Annotated in this window: 1 protein-coding gene and 1 pseudogene; both read right to left on the reverse strand. The window is 43.0% G+C overall.

All coding sequences use genetic code 11. From position 1 onward, the window contains the following. Positions 1-32: 32 nt before the first annotated feature. Positions 33-866 (reverse strand): annotated as a pseudogene (locus H9649_RS17715) (IS3 family transposase); the annotation flags it as partial. Beyond that, on the reverse strand, positions 860-1,410 hold a 551-nt coding region (locus H9649_RS17720), incomplete at its 5' end, for a helix-turn-helix domain-containing protein (RefSeq protein WP_318241722.1). The gene H9649_RS17720 and the pseudogene H9649_RS17715, both read right to left, overlap by 7 nt.

A 1,410-nucleotide genomic window follows, 5' to 3' on the forward strand; every position in this document is an offset into this window, starting at 1 on the left:
ATGATGTGACCCCTAAAAGTTAGAGTTTTATATTACGCAGCTAATTGGCTGGTGTGAAGACGGTATTGAACCGGACTCATGCCAGCCAGTTTCTGTTTGATTCGTTTGTTGTTGTAATACTGAATATAAGCCTCAATTGCCCTTTTAAGCTCCTTATATGTCCGCTGCGCTTCTCCATAATACATTTCCTGCTTCAGTAATCCAAAGAAATTTTCCATGGGGGCGTTGTCCAGACAGTTCCCCTTCCGCGACATGCTCTGGAATACTTTGTGCTCTTTTAAGGTCGCAACCCATTTGCCGTGCTGATAGTGCCAGCCTTGATCTGAGTGGATGGTCGTCCTGTATTTTGCATTCTTTACGATTTCAAGAGCTTCTTCTAAGGGCTCCATCACAAGGTCAAGTGTCGGTCGCATATTGATGCCGTATGAGAGTATTTCTCCGTTGTACATATCCATTATTGGACTTAGATAGAGTTTCAGTCCGTCCGAACACTTGAATTCCGTAATATCCGTGGTCAGCTTCTGATAAGCAATAGGTGTCTTGAACCGTCTCTTAATACGGTTTTTCGCAATGGTGCCAATGTTCCCCTTGTATGAGCTATAACGACGTGATTTGCGGGTGAATTTACTGCCTTTTAATCCTAACTTTCGCATGATCCGCTGCACTTTTTTATGATTCACAATAAAGCCGCGGTTCTTCAACTCCAGTTGAATACGACGATACCCATAATTCTCGCTATTCTCATCAAAAATGGATTGAATCATATTCTCCAACTCTTGATTAGGATTCTCTTGTTTTAACTGTTTTATATGATAGTGATAGGAAGATTCGGGGATGCCTACCATCTGCAGGACATCCGTCAGTCGGAATTCTTCTTTGAGTTCGAGTGATAACGCTGCCTGTGCTTTTCGAGATAGCCGTCCGGATCCATCTGAAAAGCTCGTAACTTTTTTAGGAAGGCCACCTCTAAGCGGAGGAGTTCATTTTCCCGTTCTAATTTCTGTTCGCGCGTCATTTCATTCTGTTGTGTTGGCTTCTGGCTCTTCTGGACATTCTTTGCTTTTTCAGACATGGCTGGCCGTCCTTTCGGGTTGTCCAGGGCTTCCGCACCGCCTTCAAGGAATTTCTTCTTCCAACCTCTGATGACTGAGGGATTCGTAATCCCGAAGTGAAGTGCCGTCTTTGAAAGCGAAGCGCCTGTCCTTTTCATAAAGCTTAATACATCCAACTTGAATTGAACAGAATAAATCGCGTCATTTTTCTTTCGTAATAATCCTTTCATACCAAACTTCTTGTATGCGTTTACCCAATCAATGATCTGTCTCTTCGACTTTACACCATGTTTTTCAGCCAACCTCTTATATCCGATTGTTCCTCCGAGATATTCACGAACCACCATCGCCTTAAAAT

Origin of the sequence: Sporosarcina quadrami, from assembly GCF_014836615.1 — a bacterium.
Classification (GTDB): Bacteria; Bacillota; Bacilli; order Bacillales_A; family Planococcaceae; genus Sporosarcina; species Sporosarcina quadrami.